General features: G+C 30.9%; 21 protein-coding genes and 1 tRNA gene. 13 read left to right on the top strand and 9 right to left on the bottom strand.

Annotation, left to right across the window (positions count from 1 at the left end):
• Positions 1-207 precede the first annotated feature (207 nt).
• The 3 genes from ELQ06_RS08170 to ELQ06_RS08155 form a co-directional block, all read right to left on the bottom strand.
• The gene (locus ELQ06_RS08170) at positions 208-435 is read right to left on the bottom strand and encodes a hypothetical protein (protein ID WP_052797698.1); all 228 of its coding nucleotides are present in this window, start codon (positions 433-435) and stop codon (positions 208-210) included.
• A 1125-nt stretch (positions 436-1560) separates the two neighbouring features.
• Positions 1561-1646 (bottom strand) — tRNA-Leu (locus tag ELQ06_RS08160).
• A gap of 34 nt (positions 1647-1680) precedes the next feature.
• Positions 1681-2019 carry a F0F1 ATP synthase subunit C gene (locus tag ELQ06_RS08155; RefSeq protein ID WP_002853683.1) on the bottom strand — a complete coding sequence of 113 codons (339 nt, stop codon included), beginning with the start codon at positions 2017-2019 and terminating at the stop codon, positions 1681-1683.
• Between the two features lie 233 nt (positions 2020-2252).
• Between ELQ06_RS08155 and ELQ06_RS08150 the strand changes: the two genes are divergently transcribed.
• The 5 genes from ELQ06_RS08150 to argH are packed head-to-tail and all read left to right on the top strand — an operon-like array spanning position 2253 to position 9750.
• Positions 2253-3587, top strand: coding sequence for a sodium-dependent transporter (locus ELQ06_RS08150; protein ID WP_002858451.1), 1335 nt, complete (start codon positions 2253-2255; stop codon positions 3585-3587).
• A 12-nt stretch (positions 3588-3599) separates the two neighbouring features.
• Entirely contained in the window at positions 3600-4940 is a 1341-nt protein-coding gene (locus tag ELQ06_RS08145; protein ID WP_052793098.1) for a sodium-dependent transporter, read from the top strand.
• A 31-nt stretch (positions 4941-4971) separates the two neighbouring features.
• Entirely contained in the window at positions 4972-6771 is a 1800-nt protein-coding gene (locus tag ELQ06_RS08140) for a biotin/lipoyl-containing protein (protein ID WP_052797699.1), read from the top strand.
• Between the two features lie 12 nt (positions 6772-6783).
• A complete protein-coding gene (gene pckA / locus ELQ06_RS08135) occupies positions 6784-8358 on the top strand; it encodes a phosphoenolpyruvate carboxykinase (ATP) (RefSeq protein ID WP_052781803.1) in 1575 nt (524 codons plus the stop codon).
• 9 nt (positions 8359-8367) lie between these two features.
• Positions 8368-9750 (top strand): argininosuccinate lyase, encoded by a 1383-nt coding sequence (argH, locus tag ELQ06_RS08130; protein ID WP_052797700.1) that lies wholly within the window; start codon positions 8368-8370, stop codon positions 9748-9750.
• Positions 9751-9771: 21 nt separating this feature from the next.
• Here the strand turns inward: argH and ychF are convergent, their stop codons facing one another.
• From ychF to rpiB, 6 genes are read right to left on the bottom strand one after another with little or no spacing between them, the layout of a single operon-like run.
• The gene (gene ychF, locus ELQ06_RS08125; protein WP_052797701.1) at positions 9772-10875 is read right to left on the bottom strand and encodes a redox-regulated ATPase YchF; all 1104 of its coding nucleotides are present in this window, start codon (positions 10873-10875) and stop codon (positions 9772-9774) included.
• On the bottom strand, positions 10872-12323 hold the full coding sequence (locus tag ELQ06_RS08120) for a leucyl aminopeptidase (RefSeq protein WP_002908217.1): 1452 nt from the start codon (positions 12321-12323) through the stop codon (positions 10872-10874). Before ELQ06_RS08120 ends, ychF begins: the two co-directional genes overlap by 4 nt.
• Complete coding sequence (locus tag ELQ06_RS08115) at positions 12320-12916, bottom strand: DedA family protein (RefSeq protein WP_002854047.1); 597 nt, start codon at positions 12914-12916, stop codon at positions 12320-12322. The genes ELQ06_RS08120 and ELQ06_RS08115 overlap by 4 nt, the downstream gene beginning before the upstream one ends.
• An 18-nt stretch (positions 12917-12934) precedes the next feature.
• A complete protein-coding gene (apt, locus tag ELQ06_RS08110) occupies positions 12935-13483 on the bottom strand; it encodes an adenine phosphoribosyltransferase (protein ID WP_052793833.1) in 549 nt (182 codons plus the stop codon).
• Positions 13480-13812 (bottom strand): membrane protein, encoded by a 333-nt coding sequence (locus ELQ06_RS08105; protein ID WP_002853247.1) that lies wholly within the window; start codon positions 13810-13812, stop codon positions 13480-13482. The genes apt and ELQ06_RS08105 overlap by 4 nt, the downstream gene beginning before the upstream one ends.
• Positions 13812-14249, bottom strand: coding sequence for a ribose 5-phosphate isomerase B (gene rpiB, locus ELQ06_RS08100; RefSeq protein ID WP_002856024.1), 438 nt, complete (start codon positions 14247-14249; stop codon positions 13812-13814). The genes ELQ06_RS08105 and rpiB overlap by 1 nt, the downstream gene beginning before the upstream one ends.
• Before the next feature lie 164 nt (positions 14250-14413).
• On the opposite strand from rpiB, the gene ELQ06_RS08095 reads away from it, so the two are divergent.
• The 8 genes from ELQ06_RS08095 to ELQ06_RS08060 all read left to right on the top strand — a co-directional run.
• Positions 14414-14968 carry a chemotaxis protein CheB gene (locus ELQ06_RS08095; protein WP_002855874.1) on the top strand — a complete coding sequence of 185 codons (555 nt, stop codon included), beginning with the start codon at positions 14414-14416 and terminating at the stop codon, positions 14966-14968.
• Between the two features lie 15 nt (positions 14969-14983).
• Entirely contained in the window at positions 14984-15772 is a 789-nt protein-coding gene (locus ELQ06_RS08090; protein WP_002865901.1) for a CheR family methyltransferase, read from the top strand.
• Between the two features lie 135 nt (positions 15773-15907).
• Complete coding sequence (locus ELQ06_RS08085; RefSeq protein WP_002865902.1) at positions 15908-16636, top strand: amino acid ABC transporter ATP-binding protein; 729 nt, start codon at positions 15908-15910, stop codon at positions 16634-16636.
• Positions 16637-16657: 21 nt separating this feature from the next.
• Positions 16658-17437, top strand: coding sequence for a bifunctional adhesin/ABC transporter aspartate/glutamate-binding protein PEB1a (peb1A, locus tag ELQ06_RS08080; protein ID WP_052797702.1), 780 nt, complete (start codon positions 16658-16660; stop codon positions 17435-17437).
• 1 nt (position 17438) lies between these two features.
• On the top strand, positions 17439-18191 hold the full coding sequence (locus tag ELQ06_RS08075) for an amino acid ABC transporter permease (protein WP_002853332.1): 753 nt from the start codon (positions 17439-17441) through the stop codon (positions 18189-18191).
• Positions 18192-18201: 10 nt separating this feature from the next.
• Positions 18202-18861, top strand: coding sequence for an amino acid ABC transporter permease (locus tag ELQ06_RS08070; RefSeq protein ID WP_022552293.1), 660 nt, complete (start codon positions 18202-18204; stop codon positions 18859-18861).
• Positions 18862-18968: 107 nt separating this feature from the next.
• The gene (locus ELQ06_RS08065; protein WP_052797703.1) at positions 18969-19898 is read left to right on the top strand and encodes a ribose-phosphate pyrophosphokinase; all 930 of its coding nucleotides are present in this window, start codon (positions 18969-18971) and stop codon (positions 19896-19898) included.
• Positions 19899-20064: 166 nt separating this feature from the next.
• The coding region (locus ELQ06_RS08060; protein WP_279586437.1) for a carbon starvation CstA family protein at positions 20065-21348 on the top strand (1284 nt) is incomplete at its 3' end.

Here is a 21348-nt window from a genome sequence, read left to right as displayed (position 1 = left end):
TTAAAACACTAACGATAGATGCAAATACTGCTAAATAAATAATTAAGTGTGCTTTATCCATCTTTATTCCTTTCAATTATAATTTATTCATATTTTTAATAAAATTATACCATATTTTAATAAATTTTGCAAGTATTTTTGCTATAAAATGCCTATCTTTTAGAGGTTTTAACGGATTTCTTTTTTTTATTTCACAAGGTTGTATAATTATAGATACTTGCATTCTCTCGCAAGTGATATTGCTTGATTGCTAGTATTTTCTACTACTTTTTTCATGACAGTATTATCTTTTAAACTTTCAAGAAATTCTACGATTTCTTTACTGCTGCCATTTTTTGGTTTTTCATTTTCATTCTTGATAAATATTACTTTTTGATTTTTTATTTTCTCATTTAATTTATTTTCAAAAATTCTTTTAATATCTTCTGCAGTCATTACTTACTCTCTAATAATTGGAATATAAATTAATAGATATGAGTATATATTATACACGCTTTTTATTAAGTATCACTTATAAACCGAACGCAATTCTTTTAATCTTACTCTCTTTGTATGTTTAATTAAAAGTATTAAGACTGGGATTATTGAGCTGTGTTTTGAAACGGATTTCTTTTTTATTTGACTTGGAAAAATGAATGAGAATTTGTAGTTTCATGTACTAACAAAGGCAAGGGACTTCTCTGCCCCTGCGGTTTTGTTAGAAAAATACTTCAACTTTAAGCTTAAAAAACCTAAAATTTAGATATAATCTCACAAAACGCTTACTATGTCGTTTCATAGTTAGCCTTTGTTGTAATTTTCCGCTAGAGTTGCAGCTCTAAAGCGGATTTTTTATTATAGCGAATCTTGTTTTTTGCCTTTCTAATTTTTTGCCAATCTTTTCTATTTTTTTGTAAAAGTATTTTTGCTATGAATTTCTCATAACCGAAAGCCATGCCTCTTTCGGTTCAATGTTTTTTGTTACAATTGTATTAAGCTAAGACTAAGCGTGGTTTTTATAAAATTTTCAACGGTTATTGGATGAGATAATCAACGAGCTTGATTATCTCGTTAATTAATTCTAAGACAAGAACTAAAAACTCAATGATCTTGCTCATTATGCCTCCTTCTTATAACCGAAAGAGTAGCCATACTTAATACACTTTAATTATAGTATTTTTGAATGAATGTTTTATTATCTTATTGATTATTTGTGTGATAGAATTTCCTTTCCGTAAATCAATGCACCTTAATACTTTTAGTCTCTTGTTAATTTCTTATTTTTGGATCTTTATAATCAAATACAAAAACTTCTTATCGCTAGGATAAACTAATAAAAATAGTTTTTATCTTTTTTTATTATGTCTTTTTGTGTAAGCATTTAAAATAAACTCTTTAAGCTAATTTCTCCTAACTTTTTAGGGTAAAAAATGAAAAGTTAGGAGAAAAGTTTCAAATTGGATTTTAATGGAAAAACTTTAATTTAGGCTTTATATAGTCACAAACGCCTATTTTATCGATATTTTACAAGTATGATATTTATAGTAATTTATAATAGTTTATATTAGTTTTTAGTATAAATGGTGCGGTTAGCGAGATTTGAACTCGCACACGCGGAGCGCACCACCCCCTCAAGATGGCGTGTCTACCAATTCCACCATAACCGCATAGAAAAAAGCCCAAAAAGGGCTTTGATAAGTTTTATTGTAAAACTATAAAAGGATTTGCATAAAGTGCTATTAGCGCGATAACAAGAGCATAGATCACTTGTGCTTCAATCATCGCTAAAGCGATAAACATAGTTGTCATTAATTTTGGTCCAAGGCCAGGGTTTCTAGCTGTTCCTGCAATTGTTGCCGCTGCAGTATTACCCATACCGATAGCACCACCAAGTGCTGCAACACCAAGACCTAAGCCTGCTGCAAGAACTGAAAATGCTTTAATCCATACATTAATAGCTTCTTGCTCTACTGGAGCATTAGTTTCAGCTGCAAAAGCTACTGCTGCACATGCTAATAATAAAAAAAGAACTTTTTTCATTATCTTAACCTTTCTATAAAAAATATTTTTCAATTTTTAAATCAGTTCGGCTTGCGTATCCCTACTTAAGACTTAAAAATAAATCCGAATTATAACCAAAAGTATCTTTATTTTTATTGAAATTTACAAAAATTCACATTTTTGATTTAAATTTGATTGTTTTCAATAAAGCTTAAAAGTTTTTTTGCTTTAATAATATTTTAAAATAATTTTTTAAGTTTAAGGTTGTAACATTGAGTTCTAAATTTTCAAAAATAGGTTTCATTTTAGCGGTAGCAGGTTCAGCAGTGGGTTTGGGTAATGCTTGGAAATTTCCAACACTAGTAGGTCAAAGTGGTGGATCTGCTTTTATTTTGCTTTATATAATTCTTACTTTGGGTGTAGGTTTTGTGATATTTTTAGCTGAGCTTAGCATAGGAAAAATTAGTGAAAAAGATCCGGTTAATGCCTATGAAAAGTTAGCACCTTCAAATAAAAAAGCTTGGTCTTATGTTGGTTTTACTATGGTGGGGGCGATTTTAATAGTTTCTTTTTATACCTTGGTGATTGGCTGGATAGTTAAATATGTGTTTTTAAGTATCACTGGAAATTTGCCTATGGATCTAGAAGTAAGTAAAGCACAGTTTGGATTTTTTATAAGTGAGGATTTTTTAAGTCAGTTTATTTGTTTTACTTTGGTTTTTTTATGTGTTTTTTATATTGTTTCTAAAGGTGTTAAGAATGGGATTGAAAAGTTAAATGTTTGGATGATGCCTTCATTGTTTATTTTACTTATTTTGATGCTTGTTTATGCTATTAGCAAAGATGGTTTTATAATGGCGGTTAAATTTCTTTTTGTACCTGATTTTTCCAAAATCAACACTTCAAATGTTCTTGAAGCCTTAGGACTTGCTTTTTTTAGTCTTTCTTTGGGCGTTGGAACGATTATTACTTATTCTGCTAGTCTGCCTGATAAAACTAATTTTATTACCAGTACTTTAAATATTATTTTTATCAATCTTTTAGTTGGTTTATTAATGGGTTTGGTTGTTTTTACTTTTATCTTTGAATTTGGTTACAATCCTAATCAGCAAGGACCAGGACTTGTTTTTATTTCCTTAGCTACTTTATTTGAAAAAATTGGAGTGATTGGTTGTATTTTTGGAGCAGCGTTTTTTATTTCTTTAATCTTTGCTGGTATTACTTCAGCTGTTTCAATGATAGAGCCTTTCACTTTTTACCTTATTAATACTTTTGGTATGAGCCGTAAAAAAGCTTTGATTTTAATAGGAATTGTTGTTTATATTTTAGGAATGTTGTGTATTTTATCTTCTTTAAAAAGTACTCAGTTTGGATTTTTTGGAATGAGTTTTTTTGATTTGCTTGATAGTGTTTCAAGCAAGGTTATTATGCCTTTAGGTGGAATTTTGGCAGCTATTTTTGTGGGATTTGTGATGAAAAAAGAAGCTTTAAAAATTTTATTTAAACCTTATATGAGAGGTATATTTTTTGAACTTTGGTATGTGTTTTTGAGATTTATTTCCCCTTTGGCTGTTGTTATAGTTATGATAGCCGCTTTTTTAAAGTGAGTTTGAAAAATAATGAGAACATATTTTTCAAAAATCGGTTTTGTATTGGCTGTTGCTGGTGGAGCCGTTGGTTTAGGTAATGCTTGGAAATTTCCAACTTTAAGCGCAGAAAATGGTGGTTTTGTTTTTGTGCTTTTATATTTGTTTTTTACTTTAACTATAGGATTTAGTATTTTTTTGGCTGAAGTGGCTATGGGACGTTTAAGTAAAAGTGATCTTGCAAATGCTTATTCAAATCTTGCCATAAAATATGGCAATAGATGGCGATATGGCGGCGTTTTTATGTTAGGTGGTATTTTTGTCCTCTCTTTTTATCTAGTTATCATGGGATGGGTTTTAAAATATACTGTAGTGAGTCTTTATTATCTTCCTAAAACTTTAGATGAAGCAGCAAGTAATTTTCAGAATTTAATTACTACAAATTTGACAAGTTCTGTTTTTTTCTTCACTTTATCTTTTTTTCTTACTTTATTGATAGTATCTAAAGGTTTAATCAAAGGGATTGAAAAATTAAACGTTGTTATAATGCCTAGCTTATTTTTAATGCTTGTTTTTATGTTGTTTTATTGCATGGGATTTAGGCAAGGTTTTGCAAATGCTTTTTCTTATTTATTTTATCCCGATTTTTCACATTTTAAATTCAGCTCTATTGCCGAAGCTTTAGGGCTTGCATTTTTTACCTTATGCTTGGGAATAGGTTGTATAGTTACATATTCATCGGCCTTGGATAAAAAAACAAATTTTATAAAAAGTTCAGTGTATATTGTTTTGATTAATTTATTGATTTCTTTTATTATGGGACTTATTGTTTTTACTTTTATCTTTGAATTTGGAGCCGATCCGCATACTCAAGGAGCGGGGATTGTTTTTGTATCCTTGATGAGTTTGTTTAATCAACTTGGAGCTTTAGGCTATATTTTTGCATTTTGTTTTTTCTTGGCGCTTTTTTTTGCTGGTATTACTTCAGCTGTTTCAATGATAGAGCCTTTAACTTTTTATATGATTAATAACTATCAAATTTCTCGTGTTAAAGCTCTATTTTTAATAGGTTTATTTGTTTTTGTTTTTGGAATTTGTTGTATCTTGTCATTAAATTTAAATTTTTTTTCTATGTTTAGTTTTTTTGGAAAAGATTTTTTTACTTTATTGGATAAATTAACTTCAAATTTTTTACTTCCACTTGGTGCTATAGTATGCTCTATATTTGTAGGTTTTTTTATGAATAAAAAACAAATTTATAAAATTTTTTCTAAATTTATAAGTAGAAAAATTTTCTTAATTTGGTTGTTTTTTATTCGTTTTATATCGCCTATAGCAATAATTTTGGTAATGTGTTATCAAATTTTTGTATAATAATGAAAAAATATTTTTTTAAGGAAAAATAATGGCTAAAAAATTCATCGATGTAATGGATACAAGCTTTAGAGATGGTTTTCAGTCCGTTTATGGGGCTAGGATTTTAATGGATGATTTTTTTCCTGCAGTAGAAGCAGCAAAAGAAGCAGGCATTACACATTTTGAATTTGGCGGTGGTGCTAGATTTCAAAGCTTGTATTTTTATCTTAATGAAGATGCTTTTGCCATGATGGATAGATTTAGGGCTATTGTAGGAAAAGATGCTAATCTTCAAACTTTAGCAAGAGGGGTCAATACCGTTACTTTAGACACTGGAAGTAGTGAGCTTATTGATTTGCATGCAAAACTTTTTGCAAAACACGGTACTACAACGATAAGAAATTTTGATGCCCTTAATGATGTAAATAATTTAAAATTTAGTGGTGAATGTATAGTAAAACATGGGTTAAAGCATGAAATTACTATCACTTTAATGGATTTACCGCCAAATTGTAAAGGTGCTCATGATGTGCCTTTTTATGAAAAAATTTTAAAAGAAATTTTAGCAGCAGAAATTCCTTTTCATAGTATTTGTTTCAAAGATGCAAGTGGAACTTCTAATCCAAATAAAATTTATGAAACCATTAAAATGGCTAGAAAAATTTTACCTCAAGATACACACATTAGACTTCATACGCATGAAACCGCAGGGGTGAGTATAGCTTGCTATCTTGCAGCGCTTGAAGCAGGGGTTGATGGTATTGATTTGGCTGCAGCTCCTGTAAGTGGTGGAACTTCTCAGCCTGATATTTTAACCATGATGCATGCTTTAAAAGGCAAAGATTATGATTTAGGCGGACTTGAAGAAGAAAAAATTTTAAGATACGAAGAAGTTTTAAAAGATTGTTTAAAAGAGTATTTTTTACCACCTGAAGCTACTATGGTAAATCCACTTATTCCTTTTTCTCCTATGCCAGGAGGAGCTTTAACAGCAAATACACAAATGATGAGGGATAATAATATTTTAGATAAATTTCCACAGGTCATTCATGCTATGAGAGAAGTTGTGGAAAAAGGTGGATTTGGTACTTCGGTTACTCCAGTTTCTCAATTTTATTTTCAACAAGCATTTAATAATGTTATGTTTGGGCCTTGGAAAAAAATCGCAGAAGGTTATGGAAAAATGGTGCTTGGTTATTTTGGAAAAACTCCAGTTGCACCCGATGCAAACATTATTGAACTTGCTTCAAAACAGCTTAATTTAGAACCTACTACAGAGCTTGCTATTAATATAGCCGATAAAGATGAGAGTAAAAGCATAGCTTATACTAAAACCTTGCTTGAAAAAGAGGGTATAGAAACGAGTGAAGAAAATATATTTATTGCAGCAGCTTGTAAAGAAAAAGGTGTAGCATTTTTAAAAGGAGAGGCAAAGGTAAATATACGCAAATTAGCTAGCATGCCAAAGCCTATGAGTGTAGATGAAAACAAATTTACTGTAGCTGTAAATGGTAATAAATATCATGTGGAAGTGAGTTATGGTTTTGATAAAGATGTTAATGTTAAGAGTGTAAAAAAAGTAGAAGAAAATAAAAATATTATTTCTTCAAATTCAACAAGTTCTGTCGATGCTGAAAATGAAATTTTAGCAGGTATTTCAGGTAATGTCTTTAAAATTTATGTTAACGAAGGCGAAGAAGTAAAATCAGGTCAAGCTATCATGGTTTTAGAAGCAATGAAGATGGAGATTGAGGTTAATGCCCCAAAAGATGGAATTATTTCAGAGCTTTGTATTAAAATAGGTGATACTGTTAATGAAGGCGAAGTATTAGCTATTTACAAGAATTAAAGTGAGGGAAAAATGAAAAAATTTGATAAGTTAGGTTTGGATAATATAAAGGAAATTTTTCATAATTTAAGTTATGATGAATTAAATGCTCATGAAAAAGCAAATGATGAAGGTTTAAGCACGGATAATGATACTTTTTGTGTAGATACAGGGATTTTTACAGGTAGAAGTCCTAAAGATAAATATTTTGTAAAACAAGATCCATCTAGTAAATATATAGCTTGGGGAAAGGTAAATCAGCCTATTACAAAAGAATTATTTGATAAACTTTTAACTAAAGCAAAGCAAGAATTAAGCGGAAAGAAAATTTATGTTCAAGATGTTTTTTGCGGTGCTTCTTTGCAAAGTCGCAAAGCAGTAAGATTTGTTACTGAAATTGCATGGCAAGCGCATTTTGTTAAAAATATGTTTATTCGCCCAAGTCAAGAGGAACTTGAGAATTTTAAAGCAGATTTTATTGTTTATAATGCTTGCAAATGCATCAATGAAGATTACAAACAAGATGGTTTAAATTCAGAGGTTTTTGTGATCTTTAGTGTTGAAGAAAATATAGCGGTTATTGGTGGAACTTGGTATGGTGGAGAAATGAAAAAAGGTATTTTTTCTATGATGAATTATTGGTTGCCACTAGAAAATAAACTTTCTATGCATTGTAGTGCAAATGTCGGAGAAAAAGACGATGTGGCACTTTTCTTTGGACTTAGCGGTACAGGAAAAACTACGCTTTCAACCGATCCAAAAAGAAGACTCATAGGTGATGATGAGCATGGCTGGGATGATGAAGGTGTGTTTAATTTTGAGGGCGGTTGCTATGCAAAAACAATCAATCTTGATCCTGAACATGAGCCTGAAATTTATGGAGCTATTAAAAGAAATGCACTTTTAGAAAATGTAGTTTTAAGAGCTGATAAGAGTGTTGATTATGCTGATGCCTCAAAAACAGAAAACACGAGAGTTTCTTATCCTATAGAGCATATTGAAAATCATGAGCCTAGTCTAAAAGCAGGGCATCCGAAAAATATTATATTTTTAAGTGCAGATGCTTTTGGAATTTTACCCCCGGTGAGCAAACTAAGCAAAGAGCAGGCTATGTATTATTTTTTAAGTGGCTATACAGCAAAAGTAGCTGGAACTGAGCGCGGTATAACAGAGCCTCAAGCAACTTTTTCAGCTTGTTTTGGAGAACCTTTTATGCCTTTACATCCAACGGTTTATGCGAGATTGCTTGGTGAAAAGATTGAAAAACATGAAGTTAATGTTTATCTTGTTAATACGGGTTGGAGTGGCGGAAGCTACGGTGTGGGTAAAAGAATGAGCATTAAGGCTACTAGGGCTTGCATTAATGCCATTCTAGATGGAAGTATTACAAAATGCGAATTTGAAAATTTTGAAGTGTTTGATTTAGCTATTCCAAAAGCTTTAGAAGGTGTAGAAAGTGTACTTTTAAATCCTATAAATACTTGGTTAGATAAAAATGCTTATATTGCAACAAGAGATAAATTAGCACATATGTTTATACAAAATTTTAAACGTTATGAAGATGTCAAAGAAGGCATTGAATTTAGCAAATTTGGACCAAAAATTTAAGGCATTTAAATGAAAAATGAAATGTGGTCAGGACGTTTTAGTGATGCAAGCGACGAGCTTTTAAAGGAATTTAATGCGAGTTTGAATGTAGATAAAACTTTGTTTAATGAAGATATACAAGGATCCATAGCACACGCTACAATGCTTGAAAGTTGTGGTATTTTAAAAAAAGAAGAATTAGATGCTATTATAAAAGGTTTAGAGCAGGTTAGAAGTGAAATAGAGCAAGGTAAATTTATTTTTGATATTAAAGATGAAGATATTCATATGGCCGTAGAAAAGCGTTTAAGCGAGATTATAGGTAGTGAAATTGGTGGAAGACTTCATACTGCAAGAAGTAGAAATGATCAAGTGGCTACTGATTTTAAACTTTTTGTCAAAAAATCTCATATTGAACTTATAAAGCTTTTAAAAGAATTGATTCAAACCATGCTCGAACATGCTAAAGTGCATAAAAAAACTATTATGCCAAGTTTTACACATTTACAGCACGCTCAGCCTGTGAGTTTTTCTTTTTATATTTTAGCTTATGCTTTTATGTTAATGCGAGATATTAAGCGTTTGCAAAATAGCCTAGAACTCGCAGACTTTTCGCCACTTGGATCTTGTGCATGTGCAGGAACAAGCTATAGAACCAATCGTGAGTTGAGTGCTGAAATTTTAGGATTTAAAGATATTATGCCAAATGCTATGGATGGAGTGAGTGATAGGGATTTTGCTCTTGATTTACTTTATGATATAGCAGTTATTTTTACGCACACATCAAGACTTTGCGAAGAAATGATCTTATTTTCAAGTTCGGAGTTTTCTTTTATAACTATAAGTGATAGCTTTTCAACAGGAAGTTCTATTATGCCTCAGAAAAAAAATCCCGATGTTTGTGAGCTTATACGTGGAAAAACAGGGCGTGTTTATGGAAATTTGATTTCTCTTTTAACTATAATGAAAGCTTTACCTTTAGCCTATAATAAAGATATGCAAGAAGATAAAGAAGGGATTTTTGATAGTGTAAAAACCGCTAAAGATAGCTTAATCATCTTAAATGCAATGCTAAAAGAAATACAAATTAATAAAGAAAATATGCTTAATGCTTGTAAAAAAGGTCATTTATTGGCTACCGATTTGGCAGATTATTTGGTGCGTGAAAAAAATATTCCTTTTAGAAAAGCACATTTTATAGTGGGAAATGTTGTTGCACAAGCTGAAGTACAAGGTATTGATATAAGTGAAATTAAAGATCTTTCAAAAATAGATCCTGTATTTGATGAAAAAGCTATGGAACTTTTAAATTTTGAATTTTCTTTAAATTCTAAGCAAAGTGAAGGCTCAAGTTCTATTGCAAGTGTAGAAAAGCAAATTCAAATTTTGGAAGGCTTTATTCAAAATTTATAAATATTGTTTAGGCTATTTTGCCTAAACATTGAATCTAAAATGCATTACATCGCCATCTAAAACGATATAGTCTTTTCCTTCAAGGCGTAGCTTTCCTGCTTCTTTGGTGCCATTTTCGCCTTTGTATTGAATATAGTCTTCATAGGAAATAACTTCAGCTTTTATGAAGCCTTTTTCAAAGTCATTGTGAATTACACTTGCTGCTTTTGGTGCTTTCCAGCCTTTTTTGATTGTCCAAGAACGCACTTCAACTACACCAGCGGTAAAATAACTGATCAGTCCAAGCTTAGCAAAAGCAGTGCGTATGATTTGATCAAGACCGCTTTCGTTAACTCCTAGAGAACTTAAAAATTCATGACTTTCTTCATCGCTTAATCCTACTAATTCTTCTTCGATTTTTGCACAAAGCTTGATAACTTCATGATCATTTTTTTTAGCATATTCTTTTAAAGCTTTTACATAATCATTATCTTCACTAATACCATTTTCATCAACATTTGCACCATAAATCACCTCTTTAGCAGAAAGCAGTCTTAATTCCTTGATTAGGGCTTGATAAATTTCACTTTCCTTTTCAGGATAAGAACTTGCAGCTAAGCCTTTGTTTAAATGATCAAGTAAGGAATTTGCAAGTTCGAGACTTTCTTTAGCACCCTTTTGATTGGCTTTGGCTTCTTTGGTGAGTTTTTCTATTTTTTTACTCAGTTGCTCAATATCTGCTAAAATAAGCTCTGTATTGATAATTTCTACATCACGTAAAGGATCAACTCCACCTTCAACATGGGTAATATTTTCTTCATCAAAACAACGTACTATATGCAAAATAACCTCAGTTTCACGTATATTTGAAAGAAATTTATTTCCCAAGCCTTCGCCTTTACTTGCGCCTTTAACAAGTCCAGCGATATCTACAAATTCTATTAAAGAATGTATAATTCTTTCAGGTTTTACTATTTTAGCAAGTTCATTAAGTCTTAAATCAGGAACTTCAACCATGGCTTTATTAGGCTCTATGGTGCAGAAAGGATAGTTTGCACTTTGGGCATTTTGTGCTTTAGTTAAAGCATTAAAAGTTGTTGATTTGCCAACATTTGGAAGTCCTACTATACCTACGCTTAAACTCATTTAGCTTTCCTTAAAATTTGAATTAAATAATTAACACACATTCTAACTCCAGCTCCACCTGCGCCAAAACTAGAATATCCCCAAGATTTTTCTGTATAAGCAGGTCCTGCTATATCAAGATGTAGCCATTTATCTTTATATTCTTTACGAATAAATTTATCTAAAAATAACCCTGCGGTAATTGCACCTCCGTAGCGACTAGAGGCAGTATTACTAACATCGGCAATATTTGATTTTATAAGTTCTTTTAAGTGAGGGTTGAAATGTAAGATTGTGGTATATTCTCCGCTTTTTTTAGAGCTTAGATAAAAATCATTTTGCAATTCCTCATTATTTCCCATAATAGCGCTTGTAAATTCTCCAAGTCCTACAACACAAGCTCCAGTAAGAGTTGCCATATCGATAAGTAAATCAGGTTTTAAATCCTGTGCAAAAGAAAGACAATCAGCTAAAACCAAGCGTCCTTCTGCATCTGTATTTCTTACCTCTATGCTTACACCTTCACGACTGATTAACACATCATCAGGCTTATAAGCATTGCCGCCTATCATATTTTCAGTTGCGCCCAAAATACAATGCACTTCTAAATCTAAAGCAAGTTCAGCTACGGCTTTTATGATTCCCATTGCTGCTGCTGCACCGCTTTTATCAGCTTTCATTGTAAGCATAAAATCAGCTGGTTTTAAGCTTAATCCACCGCTATCGTAAGTTAAGCCTTTTCCAACAAATACAACACGTTTTTTTGCATTTTTGGCTTTATAGCTTAGATGAATGAGGCGTGGTGGGTGTACCGAGGCATGATTTACCGCTAAAAAGGCATTCATTTTTTCTTTGGCTAAAAATTTTTCATCATAAATTTTACAAATAATGTTTTTATTTTCTTTAGCTAAATTTTGCGCATCTTCTGCCATTTTTAAAGGGGTGTAAATTTCAGGAATTTCATTGACTATATTTTTAGTAAAATTTGTAGCATTGGCTAAAATTTCTCCACGCTCTAAACCTATCTTAGCTTCATCTTTATTAAATTTCTTACCATTTAATTCTTCGTTTGAAATAATAAATTTTTCCAAAGTACTTGTTTTTTTCTCGCTTTTATATTTGTCAAATTTATAAGCTCCAAAAAGTACGCCTTCAACTAAAGATGCAAAACTTCTAACTACACAATCTCCTATTATGCTAGGAAGTTTTACGCTTTTAATATTAAGTTTCTCAAGAGTTTTATATGCTGTGCAAAGACTTAATCTTATATCCTCATAAGCAAGACTTTTAAGCTCTAAATAAAGCTTTTTATTGTTTAAGTCTAATAATGCACCTTCGCCTTTGTAATTATTAAGTTTAAAAAAATCTTTTTCTTTGTTAAAAATTTTTAAATTTTTATCCTGTATAAAAACAAGTTCAAAGTCTGCTTTTATAGCATCTAGTTTTTTATCGTTTAATTCAAATTTCATGATTTTTTCCTTTTATCTTTAAGTATAGCTTTTTCCATTTGTTTAAAACCAAATAATAAAAGGGATAAAAAAGCTATAATAATAATGGCTGCATAATACCAATGTTCTTCAGCCCAAGTCACCATCTTCCAAATTTGTTCTCCAAAATACCAAGCTAAAAGTATAGTGATTGATGCCCAAACCCAAGCACTAAAAAGATTGATAATAGCAAATTTTTTTGCACTATAACGCGTGATTCCTATACTCATAGGTATAATGGTTCTAAAGCCATACATATAGCGTTGTATAAAAATAATAGGCCAACCAAAACGTTGTAAAAGTAGGTGTGCTACTGCAAATTTACGCCTTTGAGTTTTTAATTTTTTTTGTATGTAGCGTTTATTATATCTTCCTATATAGAAGTAAATTTGATCGCCTACAAAACCGCCAAGACCTGCTATAAATATAACAAAGCCTAAATTTACATGTCCTTGATGGGCAAAAATACCAGCTAAAATTAAAGCTAACTCTCCTTCTAAAATGCACCATAAAAAAATAATAATATAAGCTAGATCTTTGTATTGGTAAAGTAAATTTTTTAAAAATTCTTCCATTTGTACCTTTCTATAGTTTTAAATTTCTAAAACACTATAAACTGAAGTAAATTTTTCAAGTTTATTTGCTCCATTTAAATCTTTAAGATTCATTAAAAAACAAGCTTCAACACATTTTGCTCCAGCTTTTTGAATGAGTTCATATGAAGCTATAGCTGTTCCGCCAGTTGCTATTAAATCATCTACAAGTAAAACTCTTGCATTTTGAATATTTTTAAATGCATCTTTATGAAGTTCTACTTTATCGCTGCCATATTCAAGATCGTATTCGCAGCTAAAGGTTTCAAAAGGGAGTTTTCCAGGTTTTCTAATAGGCACAAAAGGAAGATTAAGTTTTGCACAAATCATAGATGCAAAGATAAATCCTCTGCTTTCTGTTCCTGCTATGAAGTCTAGATTGTAATCTTTGTAGCGTTCTTTTAAATGTCTAAGTAGAAAATTTAAAGCTTCTTTGTTATTTAGTAGAGTGGTGATATCTCTAAAAATAATTCCTTTTTTTGGAAAATCAGGAATAATCCTAATGCTATCAAGCAGATATTTTTTTTCTTCTTGTGTTAGTTTTATCATAATAATGCCTCGATTTTTGCTTCTAATTCTTTAATTCTTTGTCTTAGTTTGTCATTTTCCAAGCGATATTGAGAATTTCTGGTTCTTAAAGATGTAAGGTCTGCTTTGATTTTATTAAGTTCTTCTGTGAGTATATCTATATTTCCAAGACTTCTTTGAAGTTGAATTTGTAGTTTTCTAATGACAATCTCAGTATCATCAAGATTGTTTTTGATAAAATCTTTTGATGTTTTTTCTTTATTAAGTAGAGTTTTATAGTAAAACAACATTACAATAAGATAGATAGTTGCACAAATCAATATAGTTAAAACAAGCCAGTTTGTAAACATTATATTTTTACCTCAATTTTTTGAATTCTTTGCATATGTCTCCCTTCTTCAAAAGGAGTTTGAATGAATTTTTCTATAATATCTATAGCTAATTCAACCCCGATTAATCTTCCGCCTAATGCCAAAACATTGGCATCATTATGCCTTCTTGCAAGTTCTGCACTTAAGCTTTCATGACATAATGCACAACGAATGTTTTTATGACGATTTGCTGCAATAGAAATTCCAATTCCACTTCCACAAATAAGAATGCCAAAGCTTCGTTCGTCTATTTTTTCGGCAAGTAAATGTGCATAATCAGGATAATCGCAGCTTGCGCAAGTGTTTGTTCCTAAATCGTTAAAAATTATATTTTTTTCTTTTAAAAATACGCAAATTTTTTCTTTTAATTCAAAACCAGCATGATCACTAGCAATATAAATTTTTTCCCTAAGCATTGGTTTCCTAATTACTATATAAAATAAGATAAAAACCTAATCTTATCATATTAAATCATAAAAACAGCTTTTCTTTTTTTAAAAATAAGCTTTATTTTTCTTTATATATGTTAGAATTACGTGACAAGAAAAATAAAATTTCAATAAATTAAGGGGAGAAGAAAATGAAGCTCATACTCATAGGATCTTCAACAGGTGGTCCTAATCAGCTTAAATTTCTTTTAAAGGATATTGATATAAAAAATACTTGTGTAGTTATAGCTCAACACATGAGTGCCAGTTTTATTCCATCTTTTGTGGGGCAATTTAATAAAGAAGCTTTTAGTGAAGTGTGCTTATTGAATGATAAAGAGATATTAAGCAATAAAATTTATATTTGCCCTAAAAATACTATTTTATCTGGAAATTTAAATATTGTAGCCGCTTGGCAAGATGTGGCTTCAAGCTTTAAACCGAGTGTGGATTTACTTTTTCATTCCGCTGTTTCTTTGGCAAAAACAAATAAAATACTTGCTATTATTTTAACGGGCATGGGAGATGATGGCGCAAAAGGTTTATTTGAGCTTTATAAAACAGGAGTTAGATGTTTATGCGAGAATGAAGCAGATAGCGTCGTTTATGGTATGCCAAAAAGAGCAAAAGATATGAATCCACATTTAAAACCTATGAGCTTAAAAGAAATTAAAAAAGAAATTGTAAATTTTATTGATCAGGATTAATAAAAGGAAAATTGCATGGAAAAAAAAATAACTCCTAGCGAATTAGAACTTAATGAATTTATAAAAATTATCAACGAAATGAGCGGTATTGATTTAACCGATAAAAAAAATATACTAGCTTTAAAGTTGAATAAATTTCTTGAAGGAACTAATACTAAAAATTTTTCCGAATTTTTGGGAAAATTAAAAAGCAATAGACAACTTAAACAAGAAACTTTAGATTTTGTAACCATAGGTGAAACTTATTTTTTAAGAGAATTGGCTCAATTGAAAGAAATAATTTATTATGCCAAAAGCTTAGAAAAGAGAGTAAATATCCTAAGCGCCCCTTGTTCAAGTGGAGAAGAGGTATATTCTTTGGCATTATTGGCTGCACAGAATTTTATTAAAGATATGTATATTTTAGGCATTGATATTAATTCAAGCGTGATTGAAAAAGCAAAACTTGGAAAATATCAAGGAAGAACTTTACAGCGATTGAGCGAGAGTGAAAAAAGAAGGTTTTTTTTAGAAAGCGAAGATAAATTTTATACTATTAATAAAAATGAGCTTTGTACTTGTAAATTTGAACTTTGCAATGTTTTTGAAGAAAAATTTTCAAGATTGGGAAAATTTGATATTATAGCTTCTAGAAATATGATTATTTATTTTGATCATGAATCAAAACTAAAACTTATGGAGAGATTTCATAGAATTTTAAATGATAAAGGAAGGCTTTATGTTGGCAATGCTGATTTAATTCCGGAGACTATTTATTTTAAAAAGATTTTCTCTCCAAGAGGTGTTTACTATGAAAAAGTATAAATTCTAAAAATTACTAAAAGTTACACTTTAGAAATTTATTAGTAAAAATAAGTTACATTTTGAAGTAGTTTTCTTTATTTAATGATAAAATAATTTTAATTAATTTTATATTTAGTTAAAAATAAAGGAAAAAACTTGATTGAATTAAAAAATGTAAACAAATACTACGGAACTCATCATGTTCTAAAGAATATTAATCTTTCTGTTAAAGAAGGTGAGAAGCTTGTTATTATAGGTCCAAGTGGAAGTGGAAAAAGTACAACTATCCGTTGCATGAATGGGCTTGAAGAAGTTAGTTCAGGCGAGGTCGTAGTTAACAATCTTGTTTTAAATCATAAAAATAAAATTGAAATTTGTCGAAAATATTGTGCAATGGTTTTTCAGCATTTTAATTTATATCCACATATGACGGTTTTGCAAAATTTGACCTTAGCTCCAATGAAACTTCAAAAAAAATCTAAAAAAGAAGCTGAAGAAACAGCTTTTAAGTATTTAAAAGTCGTAGGTTTAGTGGATAAAGCAAATGTTTATCCAGCAACCCTTTCAGGCGGACAACAACAACGCGTTGCTATAGCAAGATCACTTTGTACTAAAAAACCCTATATTTTATTTGATGAACCTACTTCAGCCCTTGATCCAGAAACCATACAAGAGGTTTTAGATGTAATGAAAGAAATTTCACATCAAAGCAATACTACCATGGTGGTTGTTACACACGAAATGGGTTTTGCAAAAGAAGTGGCAGATAGGATTATTTTTATGGAAGATGGTGCTATTGTGGAAGAAAATATTCCTAGTGAATTTTTCTCAAATCCAAAAACTGAAAGAGCGCGACTCTTTTTAGGGAAAATTCTTAAAAATTAACCAAAATTGAAAGGAGAAAAAATGGTTTTTAGAAAATCTTTATTAAAGTTGGCAGTTTTTGCTCTAGGTGCTTGTGTTGCATTTAGCAATGCTAATGCAGCAGAAGGTAAACTTGAGTCTATTAAATCTAAAGGACAATTAATAGTTGGTGTTAAAAATGATGTTCCGCATTATGCTTTACTTGATCAAGCAACAGGTGAAATTAAAGGTTTCGAAGTAGATGTTGCTAAATTACTAGCTAAAAGTATATTAGGTGATGATAAAAAAATAAAACTAGTTGCAGTTAATGCTAAAACAAGAGGCCCTTTGCTTGATAATGGTAGTGTAGATGCAGTGATAGCAACTTTTACTATTACTCCAGAGAGAAAAAGAATTTATAATTTCTCAGAGCCTTATTATCAAGATGCTATAGGGCTTTTAGTTTTAAAAGAAAAAAATTATAAATCTTTAGCTGATATGAAAGGTGCAAATATTGGAGTAGCTCAAGCTGCAACTACAAAAAAAGCTATAGGTGAAGCTGCTAAAAAAATTGGTATTGATGTTAAATTTAGTGAATTTCCTGATTATCCAAGTATAAAAGCTGCTTTAGATGCCAAAAGAGTTGATGCGTTTTCTGTAGACAAATCAATATTGTTAGGTTATGTGGATGATAAAAGTGAAATTTTGCCAGATAGTTTTGAACCACAAAGTTATGGTATTGTAACCAAAAAAGATGATCCAGCTTTTGCACAATATGTTGATGATTTTGTAAAAGAACATAAAAATGAAATTAATGCTTTAGCAAAAAAATGGGGTTTATAATATGAATGAAAGTGTAGGTTTTGTTGAACATTTAAGACAAATTCTTACTTCTTGGGGTTTATATGATGAAAATAGTATAAGCCCTTTTGCGGTATGGAAATTTTTAGATGCTTTGGATAATAAAGATGCTTTTATTAATGGCTTTATTTATACTTTAGAAGTAAGCATTCTTGCTTTGCTTATAGCTACAATTTTTGGAACTATAGGTGGAGTTATGGCTACAAGTAGATTTAAAATTATCAGAGCCTACACTAGAATTTACGTAGAGCTTTTTCAAAATGTTCCTTTGGTAATACAAATTTTCTTTTTATTTTATGCCTTGCCTGTTTTAGGTATAAGGCTTGATATATTTACTATTGGTGTATTGGGTGTTGGGGCTTATCACGGAGCTTATGTAAGCGAGGTGGTTAGAAGTGGAATTTTGGCTGTGCCAAGAGGTCAGTTTGAAGCTTCTGCTTCTCAAGGGTTTACTTATATTCAACAAATGCGTTATATTATAGTACCTCAAACTATTAGAATTATTTTACCACCGATGACAAATCAAATGGTAAATTTAATCAAAAATACCTCTGTATTGCTTATTGTAGGTGGAGCTGAGTTAATGCATTCTGCTGATAGTTATGCAGCTGATTATGGAAATTATGCGCCAGCTTATATATTTGCAGCGGTTTTATATTTTATAATTTGCTATCCTTTGGCTTATTTTGCAAAGGCTTATGAAAATAAATTAAAAAAAGCACATTTAACGAGATAAAGGGTTGTTAATGGAAAATGTTTTTAATGCACAAAATATTGAATTTTTAATGCAAGGTTTATTTCTGACATTAAAAATAGCCTTGGCAACTTGTATTATTTCGATTGTTTTTGGAACTTTTTTAGCCATAACTAAAAATTATGGAGATAGATTAAGTAAATTTTTAGCAGCTTGCTATATAGATATTTTTAGAAATACTCCTTTATTACTATGGATGCTCGCAGCTTGTTTTGTTTTGCCTGTATTTTTTGGACAATTTCCTCAAGCTTTTTGGGGTACTATAGGATTTTCACTTTACACGAGTTCGGTTATGGCTGAAATTATTAGAGGCGGATTAAATTCTATACCAAAAGGTCAGTTTGAAGCAGCTTATTCTCAAGGTTTTGGTAAATTTTTTACTCTTTTTTATATTATTTTACCACAAACTTTTAGAAAAATAATACCTGCATTATTATCTCAAATTGTAACCACTGTAAAGGATACAGCTTATTTAGCAGGTCTAGGTATAGCTGAACTTACTTATAATTCTAAAACTATATTGGCTAAACTAACAAGTTTTGAAGAAATTTTAGCGATGATAGGTATTGTTGCGGGAATTTATTTTATAATATGTTTTTCACTTTCTATGTTGGTAAGATATTATGCTAAAAAGACAGCTTATATTTCTTAAAAAAGCTTATATTTTTATATAAGCTTTTTAAATTTACAGCAGTTTTTAACATTTTTTTTATTAAAATCTTTTGTATAAATTCATAATTTTATTGATTAAGGTTTTTTATGCGAGGTTATAAAATTTTTTCAGGCTCAGCTAATGTGGAATTTGCAAGACAAGTTTCTAAGTATCTTTCCCTGCCTTTAAGCGATTCTGGAGTAAAACGTTTTAGTGATGGAGAGATTAGTGTTCAAATTGATGAGAGTGTACGCGGAAAGGATGTTTTTATTATTCAAAGTACTTGCGCTCCTACAAACGATAATTTAATGGAACTTTTAATTCTTACAGATGCTTTGCGTCGCTCAAGTGCAAATTCAATTACGGCTATTATCCCATATTTTGGCTATGCGAGACAAGATAGAAAAGCAAATCCTAGAGTGCCAATTACTGCTAAACTTGTGGCTAATTTGATTCAAGCAGCTGGGATTGATCGCGTAGCTACGATAGATTTGCATGCAGGACAAATTCAGGGTTTTTTTGATATTCCAGTAGATAATCTTTATGGAAGTATAGTTTTTAATGATTATATTAAAGCCAAACATTTTAAAAATGCTATTATAGGAAGTCCAGATATAGGGGGTGTTGCAAGAGCTAGGAGTGTTGCAAAGCATTTAGGACTTGATATAGTTATAGTTGATAAGCGTCGTGAAAAAGCCAATGAAAGTGAAGTAATGAATATTATTGGAGATGTAAAAGATAAAGAAGTTATCTTAGTGGATGATATTATTGATACTGCTGGCACTATAGTTAAAGCCGCGGAAGCTTTAAAAGAAAAAGGTGCAAAATCTGTTATGGCTTGCTGTACTCATGCAGTTTTAAGTGGAAAAGCCTATGAGAGAATAGCAAGCGGAGTTTTAGATGAGCTTGTGGTAACAGATACTATACCTTTAAAAGAGCAATTACCAAATATTAAAGTATTAAGCGTTACACCTGTTTTTGCTGAAGTAATACGTCGTGTTTATCATAACGAAAGTGTAAATTCTCTCTTTATTTAGATTAAAAAAGCTTAAAGATTATTTTTAAGCTTTTCATTTTTATGCTACTTAAAGAAACAAAAAACATATATTTTTTTAAAAATGTGAAAAAACTAAACATCTTTCTATACAATTTAATCTATAAATCTGCTATTCTTTGAAAATATTTTATTTTCTTAGGAGAAATATGACTCAGTTAAGTACTAAAATTTTATGGTTGTTTGTTGCAACTTTAGGCGCTATTTGTTTTGGTTATTTAGCTTTACAAAATGGCGAAAGTGTATCAGCGATTTATTTGGTGGTTGCTGCTGTATGTATTTATATGATAGGATATAGATTTTATGGGCGTTTTGTAGCTTATAAGGTTTTAGAACTTGATAAAAATCGTGCAACACCAGCACTTGTAGAAAATGATGGGCGTGATTTTGTGCCTACAAATAAAGCTGTATTATTTGGACATCATTTTGCTGCTATTGCAGGAGCAGGTCCATTAGTAGGACCTATCTTGGCCGCTCAAATGGGATATTTGCCTTCTATGCTTTGGATTTTAGTAGGAGGAGTTTTAGCGGGTGCTGTGCATGATTTTGTTGTTCTTTTTATATCTACTCGTAGAAAAGGTAGAAGTCTTGGCGAGATGATTAAGGATGAGATGGGTAAATTTACAGGTGGAGTTGCTATGGTGGCGATTTTTGGCATTATGCTTATTATTATTGCCATTTTAGCTATGGTGGTTGTAAAAGCTTTAGCAGAATCTCCATGGGGTTTATTTACTATCGCAATGACTATTCCTATAGCAATATTTATGGGCATTTATATGCGTTTTATCCGTCCAGGTAGAGTAGGGGAGGCTTCTATAATAGGTTTTGTGCTTTTAATTTTGGCTATTCATTATGGTAGCGTTATAGCTGCTGATCCTTATTTGGCTAAAATATTTACTTTAGAAGCTCCAACTTTGGCAATTGTTATGATGGTTTATGGTTTCATTGCTTCTGTTTTACCTGTGTGGTTTTTACTTGCTCCAAGAGATTATCTTTCAACTTTTTTGAAAATCGGTGTTATTGTGGTAATGGCTATAGCTATTGTTTTGGTTGCTCCTGATTTGCAAATGCCAAAAGCAAATACTCAGTATTTTGATGGAACAGGTCCAGTATTTGCAGGTGGAGTGTTTCCATTTTTATTTATTACCATTGCTTGTGGTGCGATCAGTGGTTTTCATGCTTTGATTTCTAGTGGAACTACTCCTAAAATGCTTGAAAACGAAACTCATGCTTTGACTGTTGGATATGGCTCTATGCTTGCTGAAAGTGCTGTGGCGATTATGGCTTTAATTTGTGCTTGTATTTTACATCCAGGTCTTTATTTTGCTATAAATTCAAGCTCTGCTTTGATAGGAACAGATGTTGTAAATGTAGCACAAACTATTTCAAGTTGGGGATTTAGTATTACTCCTGAAGAAATTACTACTTTAACC

Source organism: Campylobacter sp. CH246, assembly GCF_004378835.1.
In the GTDB taxonomy this organism is placed as follows: Bacteria; Campylobacterota; Campylobacteria; order Campylobacterales; family Campylobacteraceae; genus Campylobacter_D; species Campylobacter_D jejuni.
The sequence above is the reverse complement of the archived record's forward strand: the minus strand, read 5'-3'. Positions and strand labels throughout refer to the sequence as shown.